The 24115-nt window shown below is 64.0% G+C and carries 23 protein-coding genes; 16 read left to right on the top strand and 7 right to left on the bottom strand.

Going from position 1 to position 24115, the window contains the following annotated elements:
• Window positions 1-3 precede the first annotated feature (3 nt).
• Window positions 4-1008: a cytochrome d ubiquinol oxidase subunit II gene (locus tag EN874_RS12205; RefSeq protein ID WP_127424961.1), complete on the top strand. Its 1005-nt coding sequence runs from the start codon at window positions 4-6 to the stop codon at window positions 1006-1008.
• Between the two features lie 196 nt (window positions 1009-1204).
• On the opposite strand, the gene msrA is transcribed toward EN874_RS12205, so the two are convergent.
• From msrA to EN874_RS12185, 4 genes are all read right to left on the bottom strand, one after another.
• Complete coding sequence (gene msrA / locus EN874_RS12200) at window positions 1205-1939, bottom strand: peptide-methionine (S)-S-oxide reductase MsrA (protein WP_127424960.1); 735 nt, start codon at window positions 1937-1939, stop codon at window positions 1205-1207.
• A gap of 193 nt (window positions 1940-2132) precedes the next feature.
• The gene (locus EN874_RS12195) at window positions 2133-2435 is read right to left on the bottom strand and encodes a hypothetical protein (protein ID WP_127424959.1); all 303 of its coding nucleotides are present in this window, start codon (window positions 2433-2435) and stop codon (window positions 2133-2135) included.
• 86 nt (window positions 2436-2521) lie between these two features.
• Entirely contained in the window at window positions 2522-3223 is a 702-nt protein-coding gene (locus EN874_RS12190; protein ID WP_127424958.1) for a DUF1223 domain-containing protein, read from the bottom strand.
• Window positions 3224-3387: 164 nt separating this feature from the next.
• Complete coding sequence (locus EN874_RS12185) at window positions 3388-4512, bottom strand: TadE/TadG family type IV pilus assembly protein (protein ID WP_127424957.1); 1125 nt, start codon at window positions 4510-4512, stop codon at window positions 3388-3390.
• A gap of 180 nt (window positions 4513-4692) precedes the next feature.
• Between EN874_RS12185 and lepA the strand changes: the two genes are divergently transcribed.
• The 15 genes from lepA (at window position 4693) to EN874_RS12105 (ending at window position 20209) form a co-directional block, all read left to right on the top strand.
• On the top strand, window positions 4693-6498 hold the full coding sequence (gene lepA / locus EN874_RS12180) for a translation elongation factor 4 (protein WP_127424956.1): 1806 nt from the start codon (window positions 4693-4695) through the stop codon (window positions 6496-6498).
• 85 nt (window positions 6499-6583) lie between these two features.
• Window positions 6584-7630, top strand: coding sequence for a DNA cytosine methyltransferase (locus tag EN874_RS12175; protein ID WP_210235986.1), 1047 nt, complete (start codon window positions 6584-6586; stop codon window positions 7628-7630).
• Between the two features lie 50 nt (window positions 7631-7680).
• Window positions 7681-8769: a DUF262 domain-containing protein gene (locus tag EN874_RS12170; RefSeq protein ID WP_127424954.1), complete on the top strand. Its 1089-nt coding sequence runs from the start codon at window positions 7681-7683 to the stop codon at window positions 8767-8769.
• Window positions 8753-9499 (top strand): MAE_28990/MAE_18760 family HEPN-like nuclease, encoded by a 747-nt coding sequence (locus EN874_RS12165; RefSeq protein WP_127424953.1) that lies wholly within the window; start codon window positions 8753-8755, stop codon window positions 9497-9499. Before EN874_RS12170 ends, EN874_RS12165 begins: the two co-directional genes overlap by 17 nt.
• Before the next feature lie 155 nt (window positions 9500-9654).
• A complete protein-coding gene (gene vsr / locus EN874_RS12160; RefSeq protein WP_348631726.1) occupies window positions 9655-10062 on the top strand; it encodes a DNA mismatch endonuclease Vsr in 408 nt (135 codons plus the stop codon).
• Window positions 10063-10153: 91 nt separating this feature from the next.
• Window positions 10154-10666 carry a hypothetical protein gene (locus EN874_RS33695; RefSeq protein ID WP_168247425.1) on the top strand — a complete coding sequence of 171 codons (513 nt, stop codon included), beginning with the start codon at window positions 10154-10156 and terminating at the stop codon, window positions 10664-10666.
• Window positions 10663-11187, top strand: coding sequence for a hypothetical protein (locus tag EN874_RS12150; RefSeq protein WP_127424952.1), 525 nt, complete (start codon window positions 10663-10665; stop codon window positions 11185-11187). The genes EN874_RS33695 and EN874_RS12150 overlap by 4 nt, the downstream gene beginning before the upstream one ends.
• Before the next feature lie 428 nt (window positions 11188-11615).
• Window positions 11616-11963, top strand: a complete 348-nt coding sequence (locus tag EN874_RS12145) for a hypothetical protein (RefSeq protein ID WP_127424951.1) — start codon at window positions 11616-11618, stop codon at window positions 11961-11963.
• 179 nt (window positions 11964-12142) lie between these two features.
• A complete protein-coding gene (locus EN874_RS12140; RefSeq protein WP_127424950.1) occupies window positions 12143-12514 on the top strand; it encodes a hypothetical protein in 372 nt (123 codons plus the stop codon).
• Window positions 12515-12684: 170 nt separating this feature from the next.
• Window positions 12685-13311 (top strand): CDGSH iron-sulfur domain-containing protein, encoded by a 627-nt coding sequence (locus tag EN874_RS12135; RefSeq protein ID WP_127424949.1) that lies wholly within the window; start codon window positions 12685-12687, stop codon window positions 13309-13311.
• A 60-nt stretch (window positions 13312-13371) separates the two neighbouring features.
• Window positions 13372-13674: a cupredoxin family copper-binding protein gene (locus tag EN874_RS12130; RefSeq protein ID WP_127424948.1), complete on the top strand. Its 303-nt coding sequence runs from the start codon at window positions 13372-13374 to the stop codon at window positions 13672-13674.
• A 274-nt stretch (window positions 13675-13948) separates the two neighbouring features.
• Window positions 13949-15985, top strand: a complete 2037-nt coding sequence (locus tag EN874_RS12125; protein WP_127424947.1) for a hydantoinase/oxoprolinase family protein — start codon at window positions 13949-13951, stop codon at window positions 15983-15985.
• A 175-nt stretch (window positions 15986-16160) separates the two neighbouring features.
• Entirely contained in the window at window positions 16161-18335 is a 2175-nt protein-coding gene (locus EN874_RS12120) for a malate synthase G (protein ID WP_127424946.1), read from the top strand.
• 653 nt (window positions 18336-18988) lie between these two features.
• Window positions 18989-19579, top strand: a complete 591-nt coding sequence (locus EN874_RS12110; RefSeq protein WP_245513527.1) for a DUF308 domain-containing protein — start codon at window positions 18989-18991, stop codon at window positions 19577-19579.
• Window positions 19580-19609: 30 nt separating this feature from the next.
• Window positions 19610-20209: a TetR/AcrR family transcriptional regulator gene (locus tag EN874_RS12105; RefSeq protein WP_127425045.1), complete on the top strand. Its 600-nt coding sequence runs from the start codon at window positions 19610-19612 to the stop codon at window positions 20207-20209.
• A 49-nt stretch (window positions 20210-20258) separates the two neighbouring features.
• Here EN874_RS12105 and EN874_RS12100 read toward each other — a convergent pair whose 3' ends face one another.
• From EN874_RS12100 to gshB, 3 genes are all read right to left on the bottom strand, one after another.
• Window positions 20259-21788 (bottom strand): YifB family Mg chelatase-like AAA ATPase, encoded by a 1530-nt coding sequence (locus tag EN874_RS12100; protein ID WP_127424945.1) that lies wholly within the window; start codon window positions 21786-21788, stop codon window positions 20259-20261.
• Window positions 21789-21954: 166 nt separating this feature from the next.
• Window positions 21955-23022, bottom strand: coding sequence for a cyclic nucleotide-gated potassium channel (locus tag EN874_RS12095; protein WP_127424944.1), 1068 nt, complete (start codon window positions 23020-23022; stop codon window positions 21955-21957).
• A gap of 114 nt (window positions 23023-23136) precedes the next feature.
• Window positions 23137-24078 (bottom strand): glutathione synthase, encoded by a 942-nt coding sequence (gene gshB, locus EN874_RS12090; protein ID WP_127424943.1) that lies wholly within the window; start codon window positions 24076-24078, stop codon window positions 23137-23139.
• Window positions 24079-24115 lie beyond the last annotated feature (37 nt).

The following is a 24115-nucleotide window of genomic DNA, read 5'->3' as shown; positions in this document are numbered from 1 at the left end:
ACGATGAGCTTCGACTGGCCGACCGCGCTTCCGCTGATCTTCGCCGGCCTGATGGGCCTCGCCATCCTGATCTACGTCATCCTCGACGGCTTCGATCTCGGCATCGGCATCCTGTTCAGCGTCGCTGAAAGCTCCGAGCAGGACACCATGATCGCCGCGATCGGCCCGTTCTGGGACGCCAACGAGACCTGGCTGGTGCTGGCCGTCGGGCTTTTGCTGGTCGCCTTCCCGATGGCGCACGGCACCATCCTGACCGCGCTCTATATCCCGGTTTTCCTGCTGCTGGTCGGGCTGATCCTGCGCGGCGTCGCCTTCGACTTCCGCGCCAAGGTGCCGGCCGGCGAGAAGCAGCGCTGGAACCGCATCTTCCTCATCGGCTCGGCGACCGCCTCGCTGGCGCAGGGCTATATGCTGGGCGTCTATGTGCTCGGCCTCGATGTCGGCCTCGGCGGCATGGCCTTCGGCGCGCTGGTCGCGCTTTGCCTCTCGGCGGCTTACGCCGCGATGGGCTCCGCCTGGCTGATCTACAAGACCGAGGGCGACCTGCAGGTCAAGGCCGTGCGCTGGCTGCGCGTCACGCTGGTGCTGACGGCGCTCGGCATGGTGGCGGTCTCCTTGGCCACGCCGTTCGCCAGCCCGCGCATCTTCGACAAGTGGTTCCTCTGGCCGCAGATGCTCTATCTCTCGCCGCTGCCGATCCTGTCGGCGCTGCTGTTCCTGTGGCTGTGGCGGCAGACCTTCCATCTGCCGCGGCCCGACGACAGCCATGCGCTGACGCCGTTCCTGACCTTGGCCGCCATCTTCGCGCTCGGCTTCGCCGGCCTCGCCTGGTCGTTCTACCCGTTCGTGGTGCCCGACAGGCTGACGATCTGGCAGGCCGCCTCGGCGCCGGAGAGCCTCGCCTTCATCCTAGTCGGCACCGTCGTCGTGCTGCCGATCATCATCTTCTATTCCTTCTATGCCTACCGGGTGTTCGGCGGGAAGGCGACGGATCTGACGTATGATTGAGGGGAGCTGGTGACAGCGTCTTTCTCCCCGTCACTATACGGGGAGAAATGCCCGGCAGGGCAATGAGGGGCAGCGCAAACCTATCAAGCAGAGCGGCAGGGTAGGCCCATCCTTTTCAATGCCGGCGCCGCCCCTCATCCGCCTGCCGGCACCTTCTCCCCGTATAGTGACGGGGAGAAGGCTCTGGATGGCATGCTCAGCTTTTGCTCGATGCCAGCACCAGCACCGGCTTTTCGCTGTAGAGCTGCGGGAACAGCGACTTCAGGTTCTCGACCTTGGGCAGGTCGTTGTAGACGATATAGGGGTAGGTCGGGTTCAGCGTCAGGAAATCCTGATGGTAGTCCTCGGCCGGATAGAAGGTCTTGCCGGTCTCCAGCGTCGTCACGATCGGCTTGCCGAACACCTTGGCCTTGTCGAGCTGCGCGATGTAGCTCTCGGCGACCTTCTTCTGCTCGTCGCTCTCGGCGAAGATCGTCGAGCGGTACTGCGTGCCCTGGTCCGGCCCCTGGTAGTTGAGCTGGGTCGGATTGTGCGCGACCGAGAAATAGACCTGCAGCAGCTGGCCATAGGTGACCTTGGAGGGATCATACGTGATCTCGACCGATTCGGCGTGCCCGGTGCGGCCGGTGCCGACGACCTCGTAGACGGCGTTCTCGGCGCTGCCGCCGGCGTAGCCGGACACAGCCTTGCTGACGCCCTTGACGTGCTGGAACACGCCCTGCACGCCCCAGAAGCAGCCGCCAGCGAAGACGGCCTTCTCCATGCCGCCGGCCGCTTTTTCATCCAGGGCCGGCGGCGGGATCACCACCGCGTCCTCGGCCGAGCGTGCGGGCGTCTGCCAGAAGGCGGCGGCCGCCGCCGTCAGCACCAGCGCCGCGAGCGGGGCCAGGAATGGCGATCGCCGTTCGGTTTTCTTTTCGATCCCAGTCATGTCTGACCTCCTTGTCGTTGTTCCAATATATACGACGGAAACCGCCGTGGGGGTTCTCACTTTGCCGTGCGGCGGCCTCGGCGGTTGGCATTTCCTCGCCCCCATGAAATGGGGGAGAGGTGGATCGGCGCGCAGCGCCGAGACGGAGCGGGGGGAGTGCCCTTTGCGATTGTCAGCCCCGCCGGCCGCCGACTTACTGCGCCGGAGCCATCGCATCGGCCGGCTTCATGGCATCCGTCGCCGGCTTCATGGCGTCGGCGGGCTTCATCCCATCCGTCGCCGGTTTCATCGCCTGGGTGCTCATCGCATCGGGCTTCATGGCGTCCGCGGGCTTCATCGCGTCGGCCGGCTTCATCGCGTCCGTCGCCGGCTTCATGGCGTCCGTCGCCATCGCGTTGGCGGGCTTCATCGCGTTGGTCGCCTCGTCGGCGCGGGCGCTGGCGGCGAAAGCCGTGGTTGCGAGCGCAAGCGCGAGCGCCGTCAGGAATCTGGTCATGGTGGTCTCCTTGGGTTGTGGCGCGCGATGCGGGCCGGATGGTGCGCTGCCGCGTCCTGCGGCGCCGCGCGAAAAGGGATGATCGATCAGTTCGCGGCGGCGGCCAGGATCGGCCCGCCGCCCGGTTGCTGCACCAGCACCGCGGTGCTCAGGCCGCCGGTTGCCGCGGGCAGCGGCAGCGTCGTGGCCTTGCCGTTCCAGCGGCCGAGCCTCTCGAGCGAATGCACGACATTGGCATGCGGCAGCGTGCGGCCGCTGTTCTCGCCGCGCGCCACCGGCACCTCGACGACGCCTTTGTCGTAGCGCACCAGCCAGACGTCGGCCGCTTCGCCGGAAACGGTGCCGGCGCCGATGCTCACCTTGCCGCCGGCAAGCGACACCTCCGGACTCTCGGCGCGGTCGGCCCTGGCAATGAGGCCCTGGATCTCGCCGGGCTTGGCGCCGACCGCGTCGGTGCGGCCGTTCACCACCACCTGCGGCGTGAACGGCCCGTCATGGCCGAGCGGCGGCTCGTAATTGACCTGGCGCTGGGTGAATTCCTGCCGGCCGAAAGTGTCCTTCCAGCCGAGATAGTCCCAATAGGTGACGTTGAAGGACAGCGCCAGCACGCCCGGCTGGTCCTTGACCTTGATCAGATTGGCATTGGCCGGCGGGCAGGACGAGCAGCCCTGGCTGGTGAACAGTTCGACCACGGTGAGCGGCTGCGCGGAAGCAGCCCCGGCCGTGGCGGCAAGCGCGACAAAAGCGGCGCCGGCGAGCCTGCCGAGCGTTGTCCTTGGTCCAGTCATGAGAAGCAGTCTCCGTTGCGGCAATGCTCTGATTTCGCCGCGGCGGAAGGCTTCGTTACAGGCTTCACCGGTTTGTGATTGGGCAATCGCCGACGCCAGAGATTGGCGAAGGCATACGCGACGTCCAATCTCCCCCACGAGGGGGGAGATCGGCAGTTCCACCGCTACTGCGTCATCACGGTTTCGGATTGGCGCTTGTTGAAGGCGCACTTGCCGGTCACGTTGTAGAAGAAGTCGGCGTTGCTGACATCGGCCGGCACGGGGTTGCCGCCGTCTTCCCAGGCCTGGTAGCTGGTCTGGTTGCAGGGCACGGCGCTGAAGATGTCGACCTTCTCGCCCGTCGCGACCTCGGGCATGTCGGTTTCGCTGGTGCCGATATAGAGCCGGTTCGAGGTGGCGGCATCGTCCGACTTCAGCGTCTGCGGATTGCCCGAGGGAACGTCCATCTGCAGGTAGAGCTTGTCCATCTGGCTGACGTCGATCGCCGCGCCGGCGCCGTTGGCCGGGTAGGTGGTGGTCGCGCAGGTGGTGTTGAAGTAGATCGTCTTGCCGGACTTGCTGTCCTTGACGCTGCCGGGGATCGAGCCGGCCGGCGGATTGCTGAAGGCGGTGAGCGAGCCGGTCGTCGTGCAGGTCTGCTGCTGGACCTGCGTCTGCGTGGTTCCGTTCACCGTGTAGACGGAGGTGGTGCCGTAGCCCTTCGGCTCGCTCACGGTGTAGCTCTTGGTGCCCACCTTATAGGTGAATTGATAGGGGACGTATTTGTAGTCGATCTTCATCAGGCTCTGCGCGTTCGTCTGCGCGAACTTGGTGCCGTAGAGATACATCGTCTTGTTCCAATAGCCCGACACCTTCGTCACCTTAAAATCGGCCTGCGTCAGCGCCGGCGTTTTGCGCACCGACGCGCCGACGCCGATGGCGACGGTCTTGATGTTGGCGATCGTCATGAAATTGGTCGGCATCGGATAGGCCGCCGTGGCGCTGAAGCTCGCCGTGCCGTCGGCGGCGACATCGACGCTCTGCAGCGTTACCGTGCCGTCCCCGTTATTGGCCGCATAGGCCTGCTGCAGCGCGACCTGCCGGTCGGCCTTCGAGGTCGTGGTCTCCATCGTGGTGATCGACAGGATCGCGGCGTCCAGCGCGTTCTGCATGTTGCTCCTGGTCGTCACCGCCGAGGTGTAGTCGACGGAAAAGCCGACCGCGATGAGCAGCGGGATCGTCATTATGACCATGATCGGCATCATCGAGCCGTTTTGGGAGCGGACGAAATCCCTTGCGGACGAAAACATTCCTTGACCCCCCAGACGCCGTCGGCAGCACAGCCCGCCTACACTCGAGGGTAGAATTATGCCTTAAAGGGATGGATGAAAGTTTAAGTTGATTTTGCGCGGCGCCCCTTTTCCCGCAAGGGGAGAAGGAAAAGGGCGCCCCGCTTGCCCCTCACCCTTGCCCCTGCTAAAGCGCGCCGCATGACGACGCCCCTAGACCACATCCGCAATTTCTCCATCGTCGCCCATATCGACCATGGCAAATCCACGCTTGCCGACCGGCTGATCCAGCTCACCGGCGCGCTGGAGGAGCGCGACATGAAGGAGCAGGTGCTGGACTCGATGGACATCGAGCGCGAGCGCGGCATCACCATCAAGGCCCAGACCGTCAGGCTGAACTACCGCGCCAGGAACGGCGAGGATTACGTGCTGAACCTCATCGACACGCCCGGCCATGTCGACTTCGCCTACGAGGTGTCGCGCTCGCTCGCCGCCTGCGAGGGCTCGCTCTTGGTGGTCGACGCCAGCCAGGGCGTCGAGGCGCAGACGCTGGCCAATGTCTACCAGGCCATCGACAACAACCACGAGATCGTCGTGGTGCTGAACAAGGTCGACCTGCCGGCGGCCGAGCCCGAGCGCATCCGCGAGCAGGTGGAGGAGGTGATCGGCCTCGACGCCTCGAATGCCGTGCTGATCTCGGCCAAGACCGGCCTCGGCGTGCCGGACGTGCTGGAGGCGATCGTCCACCAGCTGCCGCCGCCGCGCGAGGGCGACATCGCCGCGCCGCTCAAGGCGATGCTGGTCGACAGCTGGTACGACGCCTATCTCGGCGTCATCGTGCTGGTGCGCATCATCGACGGCGTGATGAAGAAGGGCCAGACCATCCGCATGATGGGCACCGGCGCGAAATATCTCGTCGAGCGCACCGGCGTCTTCAAGCCGGCCCGCGTCAACGTCGACGAGCTCGGCCCCGGCGAGTTCGGCTTCTTCACCGGCTCGATCAAGGAAGTGGCCGACACCCGCGTCGGCGACACCATCACCGAGGACCGCCGACCGACGCAAAAGGCGCTTGCCGGCTTCAAGCCGGCGCAGCCGGTGGTGTTCTGCGGCCTGTTCCCGGTCGACGCCGCCGATTTCGAGGACCTGCGCGCCGCCGTCGGCAAGCTGCGCCTCAACGATGCGTCCTTCTCTTATGAAATGGAAACCTCCGCTGCGCTCGGCTTCGGCTTCCGCTGCGGCTTCCTTGGGCTGCTGCACCTGGAGATCATCCAGGAACGGCTGGAGCGCGAGTTCAACCTCGACCTCATCGCCACCGCGCCGTCCGTCGTCTATCGCATGAACCTCATCGACGGCACGACCAAGGAATTGCACAACCCGGCCGACATGCCCGACGTGGTCAAGATCGCCTCGATCGAGGAGCCGTGGATTCGCGCCACGATCCTGACGCCCGACGACTATCTCGGCGGCATCCTGAAACTCTGCCAGGACAGGCGCGGCATCCAGGCCGATCTCTCCTATGTGGGAAAACGCGCCATGCTGACCTACGACCTGCCGCTCAACGAGGTCGTGTTCGATTTCTACGATCGGCTGAAGTCGATCTCCAAGGGCTACGCCTCCTTCGACTATCACCTGACCAACTACCGCGAGGGCGACCTGGTGAAGATGTCGATCCTGGTCAATGACGAGCCGGTCGACGCTCTATCCATGCTGGTGCATCGGTCAGCGGCGGAAAAGCGCGGCCGCGCCATGTGCGAGAAGCTGAAGGAGCTGATCCCGCAGCACCTGTTCAAGATCCCGATCCAGGCGGCCATCGGCGGCCGCATCATCGCCCGCGAGACCGTCTCGGCGCTCCGCAAGGACGTCACCGCCAAATGCTACGGCGGCGACGTCACCCGCAAGCGCAAGCTGCTCGACAAGCAGAAAGAGGGCAAGAAGCGGATGCGGCAGTTTGGGAAAGTGGATATCCCGCAGGAGGCGTTTATCCAGGCGCTGAAGATGGGCGATTGAGGGGGCGTCTTCAGGCGATTCAAAGCCTCGCGAATCAGATACTATGTTTACTATGTCTGACTCGATCACTCCGCAGAAAAAACGCATGCCCATTGTTAAGGTGGTGGACCTATTTTGCGGCGCCGGAGGCTTAGCCTATGGCTTGAAATCAGCGGGGTTTGAGATTGCAGCGGGTGTCGACCTCGATCCTGCTTGCCGCCATCCGTTTGAGACTAATTGTGGCGGTAAATTTGCCGAAAAAAGCGTCGATGATCTGACTAAGGCTGAACTCGACGGTTGGTTCGCAGGCGCGGATATTCGGGTGTTGGCTGGGTGCGCACCTTGTCAGCCGTTCTCTACCTATTCCCAAAGTCGGAAGACGCCAGACGGTAGGTGGGAGTTGCTCCGTTCGTTCCTGAAGCTAGCCATCAAAGTCAAGCCAGAAATTGTGACTATGGAGAATGTCCGTGGCTTGGCGGCCAAATCGATCTGGCGGGAGTTCGTCAAGGGACTAGAGGCATCTAATTACGAAGTGGCCTGGGACGAAGTCCTGTGTAGTGATTTTGGCGTCCCGCAAACACGAAAGAGGCTGGTATTAATTGCGTCACGTATCGGACCGATAGGTGTGCCGAAGGCTGAAGCGGGCACTAAGCAGTTGACTGTTCGAGACGCGATTGCTGCGTTGCCTCGACTAAATGCGGGGCAGGCATCCACTCACGATTCCTTGCATGTGGCATGTCGATTGAGTCCAACCAATCTGCGAAGGATCAGAGCCTCAAAGCCGGGCGGAACATGGCGAGATTGGCCGTCCGACCTCCGGGCGAGTTGCCACAAGAAGGAGACGGGCGAGACTTACCCCTCCGTCTATGGTCGCATGTCTTGGGATGACTTTGCCCCGACAATGACCACGCAGTGCTTCGGCTATGGAAATGGGAGGTTTGGGCATCCGGATCAAGATCGTGCCATTACGCTCCGCGAGGCGGCGATTTTGCAGTCATTTCCAGAAACCTATTCATTTATCCCTGATGATACTCGACCTACTTTCGATAAGGTAGGAATGTTGATCGGCAATGCAGTCCCGCCGAAATTGGGCGAAGCAATTGGGCGAAGCGTATTGGCTCACATCAATAATATTCAATCGATACAAAACTGACTTTCCTGAAGCCGCTCATGAGTCTAAAACACTGGCGCAGGGGGATACGCATGGGCAAATCCAAGACGACCGATGGCTTTGACGAATCTGCCAGAAATGCGGCAGAGCTCGAAATAATCGAGCGCTCGAAGCGAATAGACTCTTATCTCGTAGAGTTCACAATTGAATTCTTAGCAGACAAGATGAAAGACGGGGAATTCGTCGTACCTGCTTACCAGCGCGAATTTACGTGGGAGCCCTACCGCAAGTCGCGCTTTATTGAATCTGTTCTAATGGGACTGCCAATCCCATTCTTGTTTTTTTGGGAGATGCCAAACGGGCGACTTGAAGTTGTAGATGGGTCACAGCGCCTTCGCACCATTGAAGAATGGGTTCATGGCGGCCTACGCCTCGGCGAACTCGAAGAGTTGCCGGCCCTATCAAATTCCTGCTTCGCCGATCTGCTGGAATCACGACAGCGAAAAGTAAAGAATCGGTCGATAAGAGGTATCGTTCTGAACGAAAAAGCGGACGATCAAGCTCGATTTGATATGTTCGAGCGAATTAATACTGGAAGTAAAGCTGCAAACAAAGCGGAGGTGCGCCGAGGTGCACTAGGTGGGCCGTTTATCAATCTTGTGATTGAATTGGCCAAGAATACGCAGTTCGTGAAGTTGGCCCCTGTTCCACAGAAAGCCCTCCATGAGCGCGAGCGCGAGGAACTTGTGACTCGTTTCTTTGCTTATGGTGACGGGCTTGATGGTTATAAAGATCGGCCGGCTGTTTTTCTGTTTGACTATACACGGCGAATGAATGAACGCTTTCAGCAAAGTCCGGTACTGATCGATGCGTACCGATCTCGTTTCGCCAAAATGGTTAAGTTTATTGAGCAGCACAGCCCCAATGGATTCCGTAAAACCAAAACTAGCACCACAACACCGCGGGTTCGATTCGAGGGATTAGCCATCGGCTCTTACCTTGCGATGAAGGAGAACCCGAGTATCGAGGCGGACGGGCCTGAGGTCCCAGTTGCCGAGTGGGTAGACTCCGAAGCCTTCTCCAAGGTGACTACGTCAGACGGAGCGAATGTATTGTCGAAGCTACGGGCGCGTATTGACTTCGTGCGTGACAGGTTGTTGGCCGATGCCGGGACCCCTTGAAACTGCTTTTGATGAGCGCCTTTCCGAGGTTAATGCCTATCTCAGCTTTCTGGACGAACTGGAAGCGGCTGCTCTGCTAGGACCACCGAGGTTTGGCGCCGCCGGAAATCCGCTCTCGCCCCAGCAGATTCAGATTTTGAGGGCAGGCGTTTTTGTGCAGCTATATAATTTAATAGAGGCGATGATGACGCGCTGCTTAGATGCGCTCGCCTCCGCATCCTGGAACGGTGCATGGAAGGCCGCCGACCTTAATCCACATTTCCGAAAAGAGTGGGTAAAAGTGGTTGTCGCGGCCAACAAGGAACTAAACGCCGAGAACCGATTGAAGTATGCCGTTGCGATGGCCGATTTGCTAGTCAAGGCGGACCCCCTTCCAGAGTTCAAACTTGAGAAAGGTGGTGGCGGAAACTGGAGTGACACTAATATAGAAGATATGTTCCAGCGTGTCGGTTTGCGGCTAAGGCTGACACCGGCGGTAAGGGTTGCCGCAAAGCGGATATTCAGGGATAATCTTGGCCCGTTGGCCTTGGTTGTCAAACTCCGAAATGATCTCGCGCACGGATCCATTTCGTTCAGGGAATGTGGGGAAAAAGAGACCACCGCAGGTTTGAGAGAAATAGCCGAAAATACTTCTATGTACCTGAGGACTGTGGTCCGAGCCGTAGAGCGGTTTATTGACAGACATGAATTCTTGGAACCCGCAAAGCGCCCGGTGCAAGCTGCCATATAATGGGCACACATTTTTGCCTGGCTAGAAATTCTGATGACAGCTAATGCAAGGTAGGGAGTGCGGCTGAACCCTCCCCGCGTTGTACATGAGGGATGTGGCCATGAAGCCCCCCCAGCACAGGCCTAAAATCCTTGAAGCAGGTTGACCGTATCCCCGTGTCGCCAGAGCGCTCGGCGCTCATGGCGCGAGTTGGACAGCGAGATACGAAGCCTGAGACGGTTGTCCGAGGGTTGGCTCATGGCCTCGGATATCGCTTTCGGTTGCATCGGCGCGATCTTCCGGGAACTCCGGACTTAGTATTTCCTCGACTGAGGAAGGTTATTTTTGTTCACGGTTGTTTTTGGCATCGCCATCCAGGGTGTCGACTGTCAAGTGTGCCAAAAACTCGCCACGAATTCTGGCAGCAGAAATTTGTACAGAATGTTGAACGCGATAACCGCGCTGTAGGGGATATCCAGCGGCTCGGTTGGGACGTTTTGATTGTATGGGAATGCGAAACGAAAATTAAAGAAGCCTTGCAAAGTCGTCTCTCGGAGTGGCTAGCTTCTGAAGCGTGCTACTAGGGCTAACCTTGCGGAAGTAGACTCATTGAGCGCCCGCTTGGAGAACGTGTCTGCCCGAAGTACTATGCTCCCCAGCTTGGGGAGACATCACATGCGCTCCACCTCGGACACCGTCGCCGCGATCGGCCTCGCCGTCGGCGGCGCGTTGGGCATGGCGGGCACGTTCGTTGCGGGCGATGCGCTGCGCGAGACGCTGTGGACCATCGACGGCGTGGGCGTCGTCGTCGCGGCGGCGCTGCTGACGATGAAATACCAGCGGCTCGGCAATGACCTCGTCGCGGCCGGCTTCCTCACTTTCCTCGCCGGCGAAAGCCTGCTTCTGGCCGGCAATGCGGCGGGCCTGCAGGCCAGCGTGCCGTCCTATGTCGGCGGCATTGCGCTCTGGGCGGCGGGGCTCACCATGGTCAGCGCGCCGGCCACCTTCGCGCTCTGGATGCGGCTCACCGCTTTCGTCTCGGCGCTGCTCTTCGTCGTCTCGGCGGCGATGATCCTGTGGGGCGCGCCGCTGCTGCCCACCTCCTCGCCCCTGCCCGCCGCCGGCTATCCGTTCCTGGTCCTCACCTTCATCGGCTGGATCTGGACGCTGTTGAAATCGGAACCGTGAGCGGGCCGGACATGGCCGCGCCGCTCGAAATCCGCAACAGCCCCACCGGCAAGATCCTCCCGGCGCTGGGGCCGTTCCTGATCGGCGGCATTTTCGGCTTCGGCGCGCTGCAGGGCCTGGCTGCCGGCGCGAGTGGCGGGCATGTGCTGATCATCGCGCTGCTCGGCGCCGCGTGCCTTGCGCTCGGCTTCTTCATCGTGCGCGGCGCCTTCGACACCTCGGTCAAGGTCACCCTTGACAGCCAAGGTTTCCGCGATGCTCGCGCCGGCGACGTGCTGGTGCCGTGGGCGAAGGTGCGGAGCGTGCGCCTCGCCGCCGGCGGCAAGGGCGCGGCGATGCTCAATTTCGAGCTCACCGAGGAGCCGCCCGACGAAATCAAATATGCCGCCGCCAACGCCTTCGGCCTGATGCCCTTCGGCAAGACCATCGTGCATATGGAGATCTCCTCGCTCGACGCGCGCGGCGACGACATGGTCGAGGCGGTGCGCAAGTTCGCGCCGCATGTGGTGGTGCGGAAGTAGGGCCGGCCTCGCAAATCGCCGACGTCGCAGGACGAGCGGGGCGCCGAAACTGCTGATCTCCCCCCTTGAGATGTCCGGCAGGACAGAGGGGGGCGTGAAGGAACTCGGCGTTAGCCATTCGTCATCCTAGGGCGAAGCAAGGAGCGAAGCGACGCGCGCAGACCCTAGGATCCATGCCGTTACGGCAAAGTATTGCAGCGGTTACAGAATTCTGCGCCGTTGCACTCTACGCCAAACGTCACGGCATGGATCCTCGGGTCAAGCCCGAGGATGACGAATGGAGACGCCGGCGGGACACCGCCCCCCTCTGCCCTGCCCGTCCTCCGCAGCAGCTGCGCTGCAGCTGCGGAGGGTGGACCGGGCATCTCCCCCACAAGGGGGGAGATTACGCACTCCACCCGTGCTCTACTCCTCTCGGGAACCCCACCATGATTCGCATCTTCCTCGCCGCCCTTCTGCTTTCCACGCCGGCCTTTGCCGCCGACATGTCCGTCTTCGTCCGCAGCCAGCGCTCGGACGGCGTGGCGCTGGAACTCTTCAGCCGCGACAGCGAAAAAGTCTGGCCGGGCAACGACAAGGTGTTCCTCATCCGTCCGGGGGCGAAGAAATCCGTGCCGATCTCCTGCGACAATGGCGAGCACATCTGCTGGGGCGCTTGGGTGAACGGCGACGATTCCGTCACCGCCGGCGTCGGCCCCGACAACGACCGCGCTTGCGACACCTGCTGCTTCATCTGCACCGACCATTCGACCGAGACGGTGGATCTGGCGGAGTAGCGCGGGGCGTTGAAGCTGCCAATCTCCCCCCTTGTGGGGGAGATCAGCTGTCGCCGCCGCCGGCACCAATCGCCCCAAATTCAGTCAGCTATTTTTGTCGCCACCTCTTGGCATCGGCTCGCGCCATGCCATCATCCCGCAATCGGCCGTGGGGGCCGATTCGACCTCGGGGGTCTTCCATGTCCATCACCATCGCGCGCCGCGCCGCCGCCGCGCTTTCGCTTGCCGTCCTGCTCACGCCCGCCGCTCATGCCGGCGACGTCACCTTCCAGATCAGGAACAGCCACCCCAACGCCATGCGCGTCGAGCTCTACAGCCAGGACCGTGACTATGTCTGGCCGGGCAATGGCAAGGATTTCTATCTCGACGACGGCGAGACCAAGGAGCTGCCGATCTCCTGCGAGGAGGGCGAGAAGATCTGCTACGGCGCCTGGATCGACGGCGACGAGGAGACCTATTGGGGCGTCGGCCCCAACAACAAGGAAACCTGCGAGGACTGCTGCTACACCTGCAGCGGCGGCCAGACCGAGGAGATCGATCTGGAGGAGTGAGCGCGGCGCTGAAGCCGCTGATCTCCCCCCTTGTGGGGGAGATTGGCTGTCATCCAGGCCTTCGCCAATCTCCAGCGGTTGCCACAAGGGGAGAAGGGGAAGCTTGTAGCTTGACGCCCTTCCCACCCCCGCCCTAGCCTCGTCTCCACCTAACAGGAGACCCCACTCAAATGGCAGGCACGGTCGAAGGCGAGAAGATCGACGTTTCCTTCAGCGGCAGGCGCTGCATCCATTCGCGCAGTTGCGTGCTCGGCAACCCGCATGTCTTCGTGCCCAATGCCAAGGGCGAATGGATCCACCCCGATGCGGCAAGCGTCGAGAAGGTCGTGGCGCTGGCCGAGAACTGCCCGTCGGGCGCCATCACCTACAGCCGCAAGGACGGCGGGCCGCAGGAGAAGCCGCCGGTGGTCAACACCGTGCGCCTGCGCGAGAACGGCCCGCTCGCGGTCCATGCCGAGATCGTGCTCGGCGGCGAGACCTTCCATCGCGCCACGCTCTGCCGCTGCGGCCTGTCGCAGAACAAGCCGTTTTGCGACAACAGCCACATCAAGGCCGGTTTTTCCGCCACCGGCGAGCCGCCGCTGAAGGAAGCGCAGGCGCTGGAGGCTCCGGACGGCCCGCTGAACGTGACGCCCACCGCCAACGGGCCGCTGAAACTCGAAGGCAATGCCGAGATCGTCACCGGCACCGGCCACACCATCGCCCGCACCACCAAGGTGTTTCTGTGCCGTTGTGGGCACTCGGCCAACAAGCCGTTTTGCGATGGTTCGCATAAAAGAGTGGGGTTCGTGGCATGACAAGCGGTGCGCCGGCGTTAGTTTAGGAGCAGCTACACAACCCATGGGAGGAAATCCACCATGCGTACCGTGCTCGTTCTTGCCTTGCTCGCCTTCGCAATGCCCGCCTATGCCGCCAATCATGCGGTCCAGATCAAGGACATGAAATTCCATCCGGCCAAGATCAGTGTCGCCGTCGGCGACACCGTGACCTTCACCAACGCCGATTCCAAGACGCACACCGCCACGGCGGACGACGGTTCCTTCGATACCGGCCAGCTCGCCAAGGGCAAGAGAGCCAAGGTCAAAATATCGGCCGCCGGCTCGCACCCGTTCCATTGCGCGATCCACGCTTCGATGACGGGCGTGGTTACGGCGAAGTAGGAGACGCTGGCGGGGGAGCTGCTAAAAAGGTCGATCTGCAGGCAGAGGGGGGTGCTGTCCCGCCAGCGTCTCAGCTGTCAGATCTACCTTGGAGGGTTTCGCCCGTTCGACAAAAGACGAGCGCGGCGATCCTTCGCGCCCCCCTCTGGCCTGCCGGCCATCTCCCCCACAAGGGGGGAGATTACTCTCTCTATCCTTGGCCCATCCCTCCCGCCTTTATCCGCCAGCCCGTATCGGCTAAGGGCGGGGCAAGAAAATCTGGCCGGACCTTTCCATGATCGCCAAGCAATCCCCTCTCTTCCTCGGCATCGACACCGGCGGCACCTATACCGACGCCGTGCTGTGGTCGGAGGAGGGCGGGCCCCTAGATCAACCAAACAAGGGCAAGGTGCTGGCCAAGGCCAAGGCGCTCACCACCAGGCATGATCTCGCCGTCGGTATTTCCGGCGCGGTCGACGCCGTGCTGGAAAAGGCCTGCACCGATCCGGCGGCGATCAAGCTGGTCTCGATGTCGACCACTTTGGCCACCAACGCGCTGGTCGAGGGCCAGGGCGGGCGCGTGGCGCTGGTCATGATCGGCTTTTCCGAGGCCGACCTTGCGCGCGACGGGCTGAAGACGGCGCTCGGCACCGATCCGGTGGTGTTCTGCCCCGGCGGCCACGACGTGCACGGCAATGCAGCCAAGCTCGACCTCTCCGGCCTCGAGGCCGCGCTCCCCGAACTCGGGCGTTCGGTGTCGGGCTTCGCCGTCTGCGCCTATTTCGCCACCCGCAATCCGGCGCATGAGCTTTCGGCCCGCGACCTGATCCGCGAGAAGACCGGCCTGCCGGTCACCGCCAGCCACGAATTGTCGGCCAAGCTCGGCGGCCCGCGCCGCGCCCTCACCACCTTGCTCAACGCCCGCCTGATCTCGATGATCGACCGACTGGTGGCGGCGACCGAAGGCTTTCTTGGTCATCGCGGCATTGCCGCACCCCTGATGGTGGTGCGCGGCGACGGCGCGCTGGTGTCGGCGGCCTTCGCCCGCCAGCGGCCGATCGAGACCATTTTGTCAGGCCCGGCCGCCAGCCTTGTCGGCGCCCGCCACATGACCGGGCTCGACGACGCCATGGTCTCGGACATCGGCGGCACCACCACCGATGTCGCCGTGCTCGATAGCGGCCGGCCTAGGCTCGATCCGGAAGGCGCCACCGTCGGCGGCTTCCGCACCATGGTCGAGGCTGTCGCCATGCGCACCTTCGGCCTCGGCGGCGATTCCGAAGTGGCGCTGGAGGACGGCGCGCTCGATCCGGAGATCCTGCTCGGACCCCGCCGCCTGGTGCCGCTGGCGCTGGCCGGCCTGGCGCATGGCGAGGCGGTCACCGCCGAGCTGGAGCGGCAGCTGCGCGCGCCGAATCCCGGCCGCATGGACGGGCGCTTCGCCGTGCGCACCGGCGTGCCGGACCGCCTCGCCGCGGGGCTGACCGCGCCGGAAGCGAAGCTCTACGAGGCGATCGGCGCGGTGCCGTTTGCGCTCGACCGGCTGCTCACCTCCAATGCCCAGAACGCCACGCTGAACCGGCTGGTGGCGCGTGGCCTCGTGCATATCTGCGGCTTCACGCCGTCGGACGCCGCCCATGTGCTCGGCAAGCAGGCCAATTGGGACCCCGCCGCCGCCCGCCTCGGCGCCGAGCTGTTCTCCCGCCGGCGCGACGGCCGCGGCCAGGCGATCGCCGCGACGCCGGAGGCGCTCGCCGCGCGCGTGCTGGTCACGCTGACCCGCTGGTCGGCCGAATATATCCTCGAAACCGCCTTCGCCGAGGACGGGCTGGACGGCGCCGCAACCGTCGCCCATGCGCTGGTGCAGCGCGCGGTCGACGCCCATCCCGGCATCGCCCGGCTCACCGTCGCGCTCGACCGCCCGGTCATCGGCCTCGGCGCCTCGGCGCCGCTGCATTACGCCGGCCTGGCCGCGCTGGTCGGCAATGGCTGCATCGTGCCGGAGGATACCGACGTCGCCAATGCGCTCGGCGCCGTCGTCGGCCAGGTGCGCGTCTCGGCCGAAGCCCGCGTCAGCCAGCCCAAGGAAGGGCTGTTCCGCCTGGCGTCGGGGCAGACGGTGCGCGACTTCACCGACGAGGCGAAGGCCATCGCGGCAGCCGAAGCCGATGTGCGGGCGATCGCGGCGGAGCGGGCGAAAGATGCCGGCACCGACAGCGCCGAGATCGACGTCGCCACCGAGTTCAAGGTCTCGACCATCGAGGGACAGCGCATGTTCATCGAGGCGCATGTGGTGGCGGTGGCGTCAGGACGGCCGCGGATTGCGGTGTAATGGAGAGCGTAATCTCCCCCACAAGGGGGGAGATCAGCAGCGTCGCCCTCGGCGCCAGCCTTAGAAACCGTGCCCTGCTCGCCCTACTTCACCTTAAGCCGAATTGACCCTTGAACCCCGGCATGCCAAAGGCCCCCGCTAGCAAGGCCAAAGCCTACCAGTTGGAGAAGCCCTGATGACCGACCGCATCGAGATCGCCGGGTTGCAGATCGCCCGGGAGCTCCATGACTTCGTGGCCGAGGAGGCAGCGGTCGGCACCGGCATCGACCCGGAACAGTTCTGGACCGGCTTTTCCGCCATCGTCCACGACCTCGCGCCGAAGAACCGGGCGCTGCTCGCCAAACGCGATGCCATGCAGGAAAAGCTCGACGGCTGGTATCGCCAGAACGGCGCGCCAGTCGACATGGAGGGCTACAAGAGCTTCCTGAAGGAGATCGGCTATCTGGTGCCCGAGGGTCCGGCCTTCAGCGTCTCGACCGAAAATGTCGATCCCGAGATCGCGGTTGTCGCCGGGCCGCAGCTCGTGGTGCCGGTGATGAATGCGCGCTATGCGCTCAACGCCGCCAATGCCCGCTGGGGTTCGCTCTACGATGCGCTCTACGGCACCGACGCCATTCCCGAAACCGGCGGCGCCGAGAAGGGCAAGGCTTTCAATCCGGCGCGCGGCGCCAGGGTCATCGCCTGGGCGAGGGATTTCCTCGACCAGTCGGCGCCGCTGACCTCCGGCAAATGGGCCGGCGTCAACGGGCTGTCGGTGGCGAACGGGGCGCTGAAAGTGGGCGAGGGCGCCGGCGCCACCACGCTTGCCGATCCAAAACAGTTCGTCGGCTATCGCGGCGATGCCGCCACGCCGGAAGCCGTGCTGCTGGTGAAGAACGGCCTGCATATCGAGATCGTGATCGACCGCGCCAGCGGGATCGGCAAGACCGATGCGGCCGGCATCGCCGATGTCGTGCTCGAGGCCGCCCTGACCACCATCCAGGACTGCGAGGATTCGGTCGCCGCCGTGGATGCGCAGGACAAGGTCGTCGTCTATCGCAACTGGCTCGGCCTGATGAAGGGCGATCTCGCCGAAGAGATCACCAAGGGCGGCAAGAGTTTTGTCCGCACGCTCAACCCGGACCGCCGCTACACGGCGCCGAATGGCGGCCAGCTGCTTTTGCCCGGACGTTCGCTGATGCTGGTGCGTAACGTCGGCCATCTGATGACCAATCCGGCGATAACCGACCGCGACGGCCACGAGGTGCCGGAAGGCATCATGGATGCCGCGCTCACCGCGCTGATCGCGCTGCACGATGTCGGCGAAAACGGCCGCCGCGCCAACTCCCGCGCCGGCTCGATGTATGTGGTGAAGCCCAAGATGCACGGGCCGGAGGAAGTCGCCTTCGCGATCGAGATCTTCGACCGCGTCGAGGCGCTGCTCGGCATGCCGAAGAACACCATCAAGATGGGCATCATGGACGAGGAGAGGCGCACCACCGTCAACCTCAAGGAAGCGATCCGCGCTGCACGCGAGCGCGTGGTATTCATCAACACCGGCTTCCTCGACCGCACCGGCGACGAGATCCACACCTCGATGGAAGCCGGTCCGATGATCCGCAAGGGCGACATGAAGCAGGCCGCCTGGATTTCCGCCTACGAGGCCTGGAATGTCGATACCGGCTTGGAATGCGGGCTCGCCGGCCATGCCCAGATCGGCAAGGGCATGTGGGCGATGCCCGATTTGATGGCGGCCATGCTCGAGCAGAAGATCGCCCATCCGAAGGCCGGCGCCAACACCGCCTGGGTGCCGTCGCCGACGGCGGCGACCTTGCACGCCACGCACTACCACAAGGTCGACGTGCAAGCCGTGCAGGCGGCGCTGAGGAGCCGGCCGAAGGCGAAGCTCGACGACATCCTGTCCGTGCCGGTCGCGGTGCGGCCGAACTGGACGCCGGACGAGATCCAGCGCGAGCTCGACAACAATTCGCAGGGCATCCTCGGCTATGTGGTGCGCTGGATCGACCAGGGCGTCGGCTGCTCGAAGGTGCCCGATATCAACGATGTCGGCCTGATGGAGGACCGCGCGACGCTGCGCATCTCCTCGCAGCACATCGCCAACTGGCTGCGTCACAAGGTGTGCTCGGAAATCCAGGTCCGGGATTCGCTGCAGCGCATGGCGGCCATCGTCGACCGCCAGAATGTCGGCGATCCGCTCTACCGGCCGATGGCGCCGGATTTCGACGCTTCCATCGCCTTCCAGGCTGCCTGCGACCTGGTGTTCAAGGGGACGGTTCAGCCCAACGGCTACACCGAGCCGGTGCTGCACGCGCGGCGCCTGGAGCTGAAGGCGAAGGAGCGCGTGCTGTAAGCGGAACGGCGACGGCTCGTCACGGAACGTTTCCGATGAACTTCAAACCGGTATGAGGCCCTCCCACAGCAACGCTGTTGCTGGGCAACGCAAGATTGGATGCAGCGGGCTTCTTACTCTTGCGGCCTGCCTTTGCGGCAGGCTTTCGTGCGCCTTGTTTTACCCTATGGTTTCGTGTGCCATGCTTTACGACATGGTTTCGTGCGCCAGGTCCTCCTTGACCTGCGGCTGAAGCGTGCAACGCACTGCCGCCCAGCACCAGGGCCACGGCGGTCACGACCATACCTTTCCTGAACATGCCTTTCATCTCTCCTGATAGGTTCGCTTCGGCACAAGCCTATGCTGGTTCGTGTTCGCGCCATCCGGCGGCTCACGCCGCCTGCGCCATCCGCTCGGCGCTCGTCCGGTAGGAGATCGCTTCGGCGAGATGGATGCGGCCGACGGTTTCGCTGGGCGTCGAGGTCGGCGAGCGCGCACGCCACCTTCAGCACGCGATCATAGGCCTCGCTCCGACAAGGTGCGGACACGACATGCGCATCGTGGAGCCGCCTATTGCAGGAGCCGACGTCTACCAGGACCCGCACAAATGGCTTGACGAGCCAGTGTCTACCTTCTAGTAGGTAGACACCGAAACTCACTGAGAGATAGTCGTCATGTCTGCAAAAATGAGCGGTCAAAACCGCGCCCGGTCTCCGAATGGCTGGCTCAGAACCTATTATTATCTGCGGTTTGCCGTATCTGCTGCCTGGGTCGTGGCGGCGCTCACCGTCGCGAAGAGCGTTCCACCGCTCGCCGCCGTCATGCTGGTGGCCTACCCCATGTGGGATGCGCTTGCGAACTATGTCGACGCTCAGCGTAGCGGCGGGCTCCGCCGCAACAAGTCGCAGCTCCTCAATTTCGCCGTCAGCATCGTCACCGCGGTTGCGGTCGCCGTCGCGCTTGGCCGCGGCATGAACACGGTGCTTGCGGTCTATGGCGTCTGGGCCGTCGTCTCCGGCGCGTTTCAGCTTCTGACCGCGGCGCGTCGCTGGAAAACCAACGGCGCCCAGTGGGCGATGATCCTGAGCGGTGCCCAGTCGGCGCTGGCCGGCCTGTTCTTCGTGAAGATGGCCGGCGGCACGGAGGCCATCGGCATCGCCAACGTTGCGCCCTATGCCGCTTTCGGCGCCTTCTACTTCCTCGTGTCCGCGGTGTGGCTTTCGGTAAGCGATATCGTGCGGAAGTCGCCGCAAGGGGTGAGTTGAGCTTTCCTCCGCTGGACGTTAGGCATGTCCATGAACAAGCCTTCGCACACTGCCGATGATATCCTGGCCGCCGCGCGAACCTTCATCGTCGCCGGCGGCTACAACGGGTTCAGCTACGCCGATATCGCCGAGGTGATCGGTATCCGCAAGGCCAGCATCCATCACCACTTCCCCAGCAAGGTCGACCTGGTGCAAACCCTGGTCAGGCGTTACCTGGAGGATGCCGTCACGGGCATGGGAGAACTTGAGCGCAATGTGCATGAGCCGCCGGAGCTGCTTCGAACCTACGCCGGCTTCTGGGCTCGGTGCATCGAGGACGCAAGCCGGCCGTTCTGCGTCTGCGCCCTGCTTGCCAGCGAGCTTCCCGCTCTTCCGCCGGAGGTTGCCGTGGAGGTCCGGGCGTATTTTCGGTTTCTCTCAGGCTGGCTGGCCGGCGTCATCGAGCGCGGCGCCGAGCAGAAGAAATTGACAATCTCCGCCGCGCCGCGCGTCGAGGCGGAGGCCTTCATGGCGACCGTTCATGGCGCAATGCTCTCTGCGCGAGCCTACGGCGATACCTTGACGTTCGGCATGATCCTGGCGCCGACGTTGCAGAAGCTGATCCCCGGGGACCGATCGACGGTCGGCTGACAGTCGCCTGGAAAAGCGGACCCTGTGCGCTTGCGGATACCTCTTGCGATCACGCCGCCTGCGCCATCCGCTCGGCGCTCATCCGATAGGAGATCGCCTCGGCGAGATGGATCCGCCCGACGGTTTCGCTGGCATCGAGGTCGGCGAGCGTGCGCGCCACCTTCAGCACGCGGTGATAGGCCCGCGCCGAGAAGGCGAGCTTCTCGCTGGCGTCCTTGAGCAGCGTCAGCCCGGCGGCGTCGGGCCTGGCGATCTCCTCGACGATCGCCGGCGGGCAATGCGCGTTGGTGGTCACGGTCGCGCCGAGCCGTTCGAGCCGCTCGCGCTGAAGCGTGCGGGCGCGCGCCACGCGCTGCGCCACCGAAGCGCTGGTTTCGGCGCGGTCCGGCCGGATCAGGTCGCTGGCCGAAACCGCCGGCACTTCGATCCTCAGGTCGATGCGGTCGAGCAGCGGGCCGGAAATGCGCGCCTGGTATTCGGTGCGGCAGCGGTCGCCGCGCAGGCAGCGAAAGCCGGGCTCGCCCGACATGCCGCACCGGCACGGGTTCATCGCCGCCACCAGCTGGATGCGCGCCGGATAAGTGACGCGGTGGTTGGCGCGCGCGATCACGCAGTCGCCGGTCTCCAGCGGCTGGCGCAGCGCGTCCAGCGTCTGCGGCGTGAATTCCGGGAATTCGTCGAGGAACAAAACGCCGTGATGCGCCAGCGACACCTCGCCCGGCCGCACGCGCAGGCCGCCGCCCACCATCGCCGCCATCGAGGCCGAATGATGCGGGGCGCGGAACGGCCGCCGGTCGGTGAGCTTGCCTTCGCCGAGCTCGCCGGCGACGGAAGCGATCATGGAAACTTCCAGGAGCTCCTTCGGCGCCAGCGGCGGCAGGATCGAGGGCAGCCGCTGCGCCAGCATCGACTTGCCCGAGCCGGGCGGGCCGACCATCAGCAAATTGTGCCCGCCGGCGGCAGCCACTTCGAGCGCCCGCTTGGCGCTTTCCTGGCCCTTGATGTCGGCAAGGTCCGGCAGGTCGCGCGCCGCCAACTGGATACCGGCCTCCGGCCGCGACAGCACCTGGGTGCCGCGAAAGTGGTTGGCGATCGCGATCAGGCTGCGCGGCGCCAGGATGTCGAAATCCTTGCCGGCCCAGGCCGCCTCCGGCCCGCAGGCGAACGGACAGATCAGGCCCTTGCCCTCGGCGTTGGCGCCGATCGCCGCCGGCAGCGCCCCGGCCACCGCAGCTATGGTGCCGTCGAGCGACAACTCGCCGAGCACGACATAGCCGGCCAGCATGTCGCCCGGAATGGCGCCGAGCGCCGCCATCAGGCCGAGCGCGATCGGCAGGTCGTAATGGCTGCCTTCCTTGGGCAGATCCGCCGGCGCGAGGTTCACCGTCACCTTCTTCGACGGCATCGACAAACCGGACGCATGAAGTGCCGCCTGCACGCGCTCGCGGCTCTCGGCCACCGCCTTGTCCGGCAGGCCGACGATCTGCATGCCGACCTTGCCCGGCGCGATCATCACTTGCACGTCGACCGGCACGGCTTCGATGCCCTGGAAAGCCACCGTGCGAACCCGCGCCACCATCTTTTATCAAGCCCCCGGATACCGGCTCACCCCGGCCCTTGCTCGGACCGCGGGTGATATCGATCCGAGACAATCACAGATTTCGGATTTAGGCAAGAACATTACGGGAACATAGGGGGCGCCGCATGGCGACGATCCTGGGGCTGTGACCACGCACCTGGTGCCGTCAAGCCGTCGGCGCGGTGCCGCGCCGCTCGAGCGCGGTCTTGCGGATGATTTCCGCGATCTCGGGGCTGCTGCTGCACAGCATCTGGAAATCCGCCGAGTGCAGCGACAGGAGTGAGACCGCCGTGGCGGCGCTGACGGTCGCCATACGCGGTTCGCCGCTGATCAGCGCCATCTCGCCGAAGAAGGCGCCAGGGCCAAGCTCCACAGGGTTCGGCGTCGCAACGCTGACACGCCCCTCCACGACGAAGAACATCTGATCGCCGGGCTCGCCAATGCGGCAGATCACGGCGCCCGCCGGCACCATGCGAGGTCTTAGCGCGCGCACGATCTCGACCAGCACGGCCGGGCCGAGCTTCTGAAACAACGGCACGGCGGCGACCAATTGCCAATTGCGGACGAAATCCCCGCGACGGACTTCCTGATAGAAGCCGGTGGCAAGAATGCCGGCCCAGAGCGCGAAGATGCCGATGCCGCTCATCATGACCATCCCGGCAAGGACGCGGCCGGCGAAGCTCTGCGGAATCGCGTCGCCATAGCCGGTGGTGGACAGTGTGACCACCGCCCACCACATAGCCTGGGGGATGCTGCCGAACTTTACCGGCTGGATGTCGCGTTCGATGACATAGGCCGCGAGCGCGACACCGAATAGAACGACGCCGAAGAGGGTGGTGACGCCGATCAGGTTGCGTGCTTCGTTGGCCAGCACCCTGCCCAGCACTGGGAAGAAGGTCGAGTCGCGCAGCGGTTTCAGCAGCCAGACCGCACAGTAGAGGCTCCAGTCGGGCGTGCGGACGAGCAGAAATGCGGCGAGTGGAACCAGGACCGCTAGCACATCGATGGCGATTGCCGGCGCCCTGTTGCGTATGTCTCCCGGCCGTCGCTTGAGCAGCGTCGCCGCCATCTGCAGGAGATAGGCGCCCCAAATGACAGCGAGCACGGCAGCCAGGGCCAGCCTGCTTCGTCCGGACAGGTCCGGTATCGTGAGCGCAGCCACCGCCAGAAGCCCGGGCGCAGCCAGCACAGCGTTGGGCGGCGCGTAAATTCTTAGGAAAGGCAGTACCGACATTCTATGCCCACGAGCGGCTACTGCTCTGCAAAATAGGATGCCTTCGAGGCAAGCGTAAAGGTGCTTGCTGTCGCTGCGATGTGCATCACCAACGGCTCGCGTGCACGGTCGAGCCTAGGCCCGCTTCCCCTCGACGCAATCCCAGAACAGGGCTGCGATATCCGCCCCGCCGAAGCGCTGCACCTCGCGAATGCCGGTCGGCGAGGTGACGTTGATCTCGGTCATCCAGTCGCCGATCACGTCGATGCCGACCAGGATGAAGCCGCGTTCCCTGAGCGCCGGGCCGATGCGGGCGCAGATCTCGCGCTCGCGCTCCGTCAGCTCGGTCTTCTCGGCGCGGCCGCCGACATGCATGTTGGAGCGCGAATCGTGCTCGGCCGGCACGCGGTTGATGGCGCCCACGGGCTCACCGTCGACCAGGATGATGCGCTTGTCGCCCTTGCGCACCTCCTTGAGATAGCGCTGCACGATATAGGGCTCGCGGAACAGCTGACCGAACATTTCGAGCAGCGAGGCTAGATTCCGGTCGGCCTCGTGCAGATGGAAGATGCCGGCGCCGCCATTGCCGTAGAGCGGCTTGACGATGATGTCGCCGAACTCCTTGCGGAAGGCGGCCACCTCCTGAGGGTCCTTGGTGATCAGCGTCTCCGGCATCAGGTCCGGGAATTCGGTGACGAAGATCTTTTCCGGGCTGTTGCGCACCCAGGCCGGGTCGTTGACCACCAGCGTCTTCGGGTGGATGCGCTCCAGGATATGCGTGGTGGTGATGTAGTTCATGTCGAAGGGCGGATCCTGCCTGAGCAGCACCACGTCCATCTCCGAAAGGTCGGTGCGCACCTTCTCGCCCAGCGAATAGTGGCTGCCCTTCTCGTCGCGCAGCTGCATCTCCTCGACGCGCGCGAACACCTTGCCCTCGCGCATCGACAGCCGGTCGGGCGTGTAGTGGAAGAGCTTGTGGCCGCGCCGCTGCGCCTCCAGCGACAGCGCGAAGCTCGTGTCGCCGGCGATCGACACGGTGGAGACATGGTCCATCTGGACGGCGATCTTCAGCGGCATTTTCGGTCTCCATCGGAGCGGCATCCGTTTGGACGCA

It is taken from the genome of Mesorhizobium sp. M1D.F.Ca.ET.231.01.1.1, assembly GCF_003999155.2.
Classification (GTDB): Bacteria; Pseudomonadota; Alphaproteobacteria; order Rhizobiales; family Rhizobiaceae; genus Mesorhizobium.
This window is presented reverse-complemented; position numbering and strand designations above follow the sequence as displayed.